This window comes from Bacillota bacterium, assembly GCA_024653485.1.
In the GTDB taxonomy this organism is placed as follows: domain Bacteria; phylum Bacillota; class SHA-98; order UBA4971; family UBA4971; genus UBA6256.
Map to the genome: position 1 here is coordinate 59144 of JANLFY010000013.1, position 6000 is coordinate 65143.

Annotated in this window: 4 protein-coding genes and 1 pseudogene; 3 read left to right on the plus strand and 2 right to left on the minus strand. The window is 61.8% G+C overall.

Going from position 1 to position 6000, the window contains the following annotated elements; genetic code table 11:
- Window positions 1-40: 40 nt before the first annotated feature.
- Window positions 41-985, minus strand: coding sequence for a slipin family protein (locus tag NUW12_10460; GenBank protein MCR4403174.1), 945 nt, complete (start codon window positions 983-985; stop codon window positions 41-43).
- Window positions 986-1326: 341 nt separating this feature from the next.
- Window positions 1327-2637, minus strand: coding sequence for a hypothetical protein (locus tag NUW12_10465; GenBank protein MCR4403175.1), 1311 nt, complete (start codon window positions 2635-2637; stop codon window positions 1327-1329).
- A gap of 234 nt (window positions 2638-2871) precedes the next feature.
- Between NUW12_10465 and NUW12_10470 the strand changes: the two genes are divergently transcribed.
- The 3 genes and pseudogenes from NUW12_10470 to NUW12_10480 all read left to right on the plus strand — a co-directional run bounded on the left by NUW12_10470 (window position 2872) and on the right by NUW12_10480 (window position 4607).
- Window positions 2872-3522, plus strand: a complete 651-nt coding sequence (locus NUW12_10470) for an ABATE domain-containing protein (protein ID MCR4403176.1) — start codon at window positions 2872-2874, stop codon at window positions 3520-3522.
- A 45-nt stretch (window positions 3523-3567) separates the two neighbouring features.
- A complete protein-coding gene (locus NUW12_10475; GenBank protein ID MCR4403177.1) occupies window positions 3568-3966 on the plus strand; it encodes an MGMT family protein in 399 nt (132 codons plus the stop codon).
- Window positions 3967-4143: 177 nt separating this feature from the next.
- Window positions 4144-4607 (plus strand): annotated as a pseudogene (locus NUW12_10480) (ATP-binding cassette domain-containing protein).
- The last annotated feature ends 1393 nt before the right edge of the window (window positions 4608-6000 follow it).

A 6000-nucleotide genomic window follows, 5' to 3' on the forward strand; every position in this document is an offset into this window, starting at 1 on the left:
CGTCGACCGCCGCCGGCGACACCCGCCGGTGGCGGCATGACTATGCCTGGGTCTGCTCATGATCCGCAAGCCCGTGATGCGCAAGCCTGTCGAACAGCCGCAGAATCTCCATGGGCAGCGGGAAGATAACGGTGGAGTTTCGCTCCACGGCGATTTCAGACAGAGTCTGCAGATAGCGGAGCTGGATGGCCGAGGGCTGCGTAGCGATGACGCGCGCCGCCGCGGCCAGCTTCTCCGAAGCTTGATACTCGCCGTCCGCGGCTATGACCTTCGCCCGCCGCTCGCGCTCCGCCTCGGCCTGCTTGGCCATAGCCCGCTTCATGGTCTCAGGCAGCTCCACTGCCTTGATCTCCACGGCCGTGACTTTCACGCCCCACGGGTCCGTCGCCTCATCGAGGAGCCTTTGGAGCGTGGTGTTGAGCTCGCTGCGCTTCGAGAGCATCTCGTCGAGCTCATGCTGCCCGAGCACAGACCGCAGGATGGTCTGCCCGAGAAGCGTGGTGCTCTTCACGAAGTCCGCCACCTTCACGACGGCGAGCACCGGATCGAAGACGTTGAAGTATACGACGGCGTCCACCATGACCGGAACGTTGTCGCGCGTGATGATCTCCTGTTTAGGCACGTCGATCGTAAAGGTGCGGAGGTCGATCTTCCTCACCTGGTCGATGCCGAACGGGAAGATCACGTTTACGCCGGGCTTCAGCACTCCCACCTGCCGCCCGAACCTGAACAGCACGCCGCGCTGGTATTCCGTGATTATCCTCACCATGCTCGGCAGGAACACCAGCGGGATGAGTATGTACAGCGCGAAGGCGAAGCCCGTCACGAGGCGTACGCCAAAGTATCCCCACACAAGGCCCGTGAGGACCAAGAACACGAACACCGTCGTTGCCCTGGTGAAGAGGGCGAGACCGGCCCACAAGACCCACCATGCAAGCACTGCCCACAAGACCACCCGAAACACGCTTACCACCACGTCGGGCATCATCGCAACCGCCTCCTTCTCGTCTGCTCACTATATTCTCCCCCATTACGCAGTTTTCCTCTGATCTTCCCGTGTCATGGATGTTGTGGAGGCGGCTGTAACCCGTTCCTTTCCTCGTGTGTCCTCAGTGCGTCTCAGGCCCGCCTTGTAGCTCGCTGCGCCTCAGGCTCTCCTCATGCTTCGCCGCGCCTCAGGATCGGCGCATGGCTTCCCGCACCTCATGCTTGGCACACGGCCCGCCATCCCTCGGCAGCGGCGCTCGCCTCCCCGCCCCTCGCGCTCGACGGCTGGCATCGCCTCACGCTCGACGCCCAGCGTCCGCGACCCGACGAAAGAACGAGTCAGGGTCGGCTCAAGAGCGCCCGGAGGTTGCGGCTCAAAACCTCGTCCAAGCTCGCGAGCCCTGCCGCGCCGCACTTCGATTTGATGACATCCCAGACCGACCCGGAGCAGTCCTGGTCCGGAGCGCTGGCGGTGAGCAAGCCGGTCTCACTCTCGTCAAACGAAACAACCGGTGGCTCCACCTTGAGCCGGCCCGAGTTCTGCGGGCATACGTCCTGGCAGACCATACACCCTATGACGCAGTTGTGAGCAGACGCCGGAAGCCAACCGGGCCATGGTCCGGGGCTCTCCGAATGCAGCGTCAAGCAGCGTTCCACATCGATCATGAACGTGTCCTGCCTTATGGCACCGGTCGGACAAGCCGCGAGGCAGGCCGTGCAGCCGTCGCATTCCGCCGACGCCCTCGTGTGGTCGATCGTGGGGTCTGCGAGCGGCCCGAGCTCCGCGTCGGTGAGAAAGCCTACCAGCTGATGGTAGCTACCGAATCTGGGTGTGTACGTGATGTTGTTCCGACCGTAGGTCACGAGACCCAGCCTCGCGGCGAGAGCCTTGAGCGGCGCACCGAGGCTCACCGTGCGGACCTCGCCGCCAAGCGGACCCCCTTCAAGGTCGCGCCTGACATCCTCCTGCGTCTCCCTGTACCGCACATAAGTGGGGGGCACGATACCTTCGAGCGATCCGTCGGCTGTCCTAAACTCAACTCTGTGCGCCGGCCGGGGCACGACGACGACCACAACCGTCTCCGCGTCCGGCAGGGCGCTGCCGCCAAGGTAGGTGAATGCGCGGAGGTTCTGCTCGTATACTGACTCGCTGATCTCTCCCGCCTGTCGCCGTCGTTCGAAATCCCGTCGCACTTCGTTCACGACCCGGGCATCGCTCCACGTGATGAGGTAGCCGCGCTCGTCCGCCCATTTCTTCAGGCCGCCCTCGATAGAAGAGTCGTTCATGCTCAACCGGCCTCCTTGTGTAATACATGTGTCACGGCTGTCTTGGCCGCCGTGGAGCCCCGCGGCGGATCCGTCCCGACCCGGCAGCGGATCCATGCCGGACGCGCGGCATCGCCCTCCTCTTTCGTGCCTGGGAAGTGGCTTGACCGCCCTGACCAGGGTCTCCACAGCGCGGCGTGCCCGGCCAGGCGCTGAAGCGCCGGAATCGCGTCGTTCGCCCGCGCACTCGCGCGAGTGCCCCCTCATCGCCTCGGCCTCCTTCGCCAGGTCACTGTATCGGAGGAGCCTCGATGCGACGTTCGAGTCAAAGCCTGCTATGAACAACGCGCTATCCACGGTCGTGCCCACTCTCTCTCGCACCATCCCTCCCTCGCCTCCTCTCAGCAGACGGTCGACCTCATCGCTCGTCGCGACAAGCCTCTCTTCCGCGTTCCGCTCTCACCTCGGTTCCACGCGGGCGCCCGCAAGGCACCGGCCACTCGACACCATGCTCGTAACCGGCTATAATATTCACGTCAGTTAGAGCATACCATCACCGGTATAACCTGTCAAGTGGCTCTAACCGGTTATAACAGATCGCGAAAGGAGGGATTCGTAGTGACTGACGGAGAGGCAACATGGGCAGGCAATCTCGACCTGATAGGAGAAAGGCTCTGCCTTGACTTCGCGAACACGGTCGACTGGCATGCAAGCGACCATCCCAAGGAATGGCTCACCTCCTACGCTGACCTCTTGGCGTGGAGCCGGCACGCCCGGGCACTGACTGAAGCTCAAGCTCAGATCCTCGCCCGCGCGGCGGAGAGTCGACAGGATGAAGCCGCATCGGTCTTGGAAAGGGCGGTCACTCTGCGAGAAGCAGTGTACCGTATTTTCTCGGCTATCGCGGCCGGAAGGGAGCCCAGCGCCGCGGACCTTGACGTGCTGAACATAGAGCTCGCCCAGGCTCTCACCCACCTGCAGATTACCCCCACAGACCGGGGATTTGCCCAGACGTGGACAGGCAAGGACGAGCTAGACCAGATGCTCTGGCCCATAGTGTGGTCGGCGGCCGAGCTTCTGACTTCGGATCAGGATCTCGAGCGAGTGAGGGAGTGTCCCGGAGATGGCTGCGGGTGGCTCTTCCTCGACACGAGCCGGAACAGGACACGAAAGTGGTGTTCCATGGACAGCTGCGGAAACCGTGCCAAGGCGAGACGACACTATCGAAAGACTCGACAGCGTGACGCCGACAATACGCGCGTTTCCTGAAGAATTGGGCCCGCATCACACCTGGACAACCTGGAGGTACGCGCCATGATCTTCGAATTTGAGGAAGGAGAGGGGAGGAACACGTTCTTTCGTAGGGTCTACGATGTGGTTGCCCAGATTCCCCCGGGCAAAGTAGCCACCTACGGCCAGATCGCTGCCTGGTTGGAGTCGCCGCGGGGCGCCCGAACGGTGGGCTGGGCCCTGTGGGAGGCCCCGCCGCACCTGGGCCTGCCGTGCCACCGAGTGGTGACTAAGTGCGGCGCCATGGCGCCGCCCCACGTCTTCGGAGGCGAAGGCAGGCAGCGGGCCATGTTGGAGGCAGAAGGCGTCTCGTTCAAGGATAATGGGTGCGTGGACATGACCAAGCATATGGTGGAGGGCCCAGCCTTCTCCTCCCTTCCCTCCCCTGCCCCGCGTCGCCGCATGGGAAAGCCCCGTCGTTGAGACAAGGAACCTCTCGCTTTCCCGAACCCCGCTAGCAACGTGATTGCCCTCAACTTACATACCAATCTCCCGGCAGAATCGTGTGCTTCTGGCCCTTGAAGCAATTGCCCGCGCGCCGGGATAATGTGCGCGGGCTGATCGCGCAGCAGACGACGGCAGCAGACGACGGGACTGTGTGTGCTCCACCTCGTCGAGCCCACCGAAGGAGACATAAGGATCAGACACGGCCAGCGATGGGTGTCTGTCAACCGGCGCACCATCGCGAGCCTGCGACGGGAGATGCAAGTGATCTTCCAGGACCCCTACTCTTCGCTAAGCCCGAGAATGAGGGTCGCCGATATCATCGCGGAGCCTCTGGAAGCTCACGGGGTCCGCAGCAGGTCCGAGCGTTACGACCGGGTCGAGGCGCTCCTCTTGGCGGTAGGAATGGACTCCAGTCACATGAAGCGGTTTCCTCACGAGTTCAGTGGCGGACAGAGACAGAGGATAGGAATCGCCCGGGCGCTCGCTCTGAATCCCTCGCTCATAGGTATCTCTTCATCGCGCACGATCTGTCAGTCGTGCAGCACGTCAGCGACAGGGTGGCTGTGATGTACCTGGGCAAGATCGTGGAGACAGCCGACGTGGAAGAACTCTTCGCATTCGGTCGCGATTTCGCGACCAATAGGAATCAGGGGCACAACGCCGGGATCCAGATCCCCTACGGGGAGGATCGTCAGACAATCGTAGAGGAGCCTCTGAAGCCAGCCTTCCTCCAATCGGCGCTCTGTAAACGGAATCCTTTCGAGTGGCATGGCCTCCCCAGAGGTTTGAACCAACACCGGGCCGCAGTCGCGTCGTTGGGACACGCTCATGCATTCCTCCGTTCAACACGGCTCGTACGGATCTCGGTGAGCAGGATGCCCAGTAAGGCAGACGCGCCCCTGGCGTCTAGCACTGCCGCCGGAATCGGTTCATCCAGAAAACCTGCATACAAGGCCATTCGCCACACCACGTCCGGAATGCCCGAAGACCTGCAACGGACAGGGCGTCCCTCGTCGTCGATCCTGCAGCGAACATCGCCTGCGTGTTCCGGCGGAATCGATCAGTCATTCCGAGGCAAGAGCGATCAGCGATTGCGGGTGATTTCGATCACTGATCCCAGCGAAGCGATGCATGGTGTTTCCTAACCCCAAAGTGATCGATGTGCTTCCCGCCATCCTGCGCATGGATAACCGCCTCCCGCCTGCTTGGCATAAGCCCTTTCACCTGTCCGCATGCAATATCTGCGGAATGACTTCGAGAATAGGAGGCTTAAATCCCTTTGGGCCCTTCGGGACTGCGCGTTATCCAGCGTCACTTCTGAGTGTCCTCCTACTGAGACTGCCCACTTCATTCCGGGCCCATCCGCTCACCAATGACAGCCAGCTAACAAGAGTGATCAAGATGCTCCCCGAACCGGTGATCAGCTTGCTCCGGAATGAGCGATGGGCTTCCGCCGGAATCAGTGATCGAATTCACCCGGAATGGCTCATCGCTTTGCCCCGGAGTACACACTCTCGTCGTCGAGTCAAGCGGTGTAACCCCCCTTCGAGAGCGGCAAGGAACAGCGGCGCTCGAACTTTCAGTCCTCTCGTCGTCGAGTCAAGGAGTGCAACACAGGGCGTGGACGCAGTTCCGAATGAGGACGGTACCCGTCTTTCAATCCTCTCGTCGTCAAGTCAAGGAGCGCAACGCTGCGCGAGTCTACAGACGCGAGCAGGACGCTGAATCTTTCAATCCTCTCGTCGTCGAGTCAAGGAGTGCAACGGAGACGCGATCCTCGTCACCCTCCGGGATCCGGCCTTTCAATCCTCTCGTCGTCGAGTCAAGGAGTGCAACCGCGCAAGGCGCGCAGGATCTGGCGGAAACGGGCAACGCTTTCAATCCTCTCGTCGTCGAGTCAAGGAGTGCAACCGGACCGACCCCCTGGTTTTGGACATTAGGCTCTAACAGATGGTAGTTTCATGTTCCCGCATTGAGTTGCTCGGTAACACTCCTCCGGTGTCATGAACT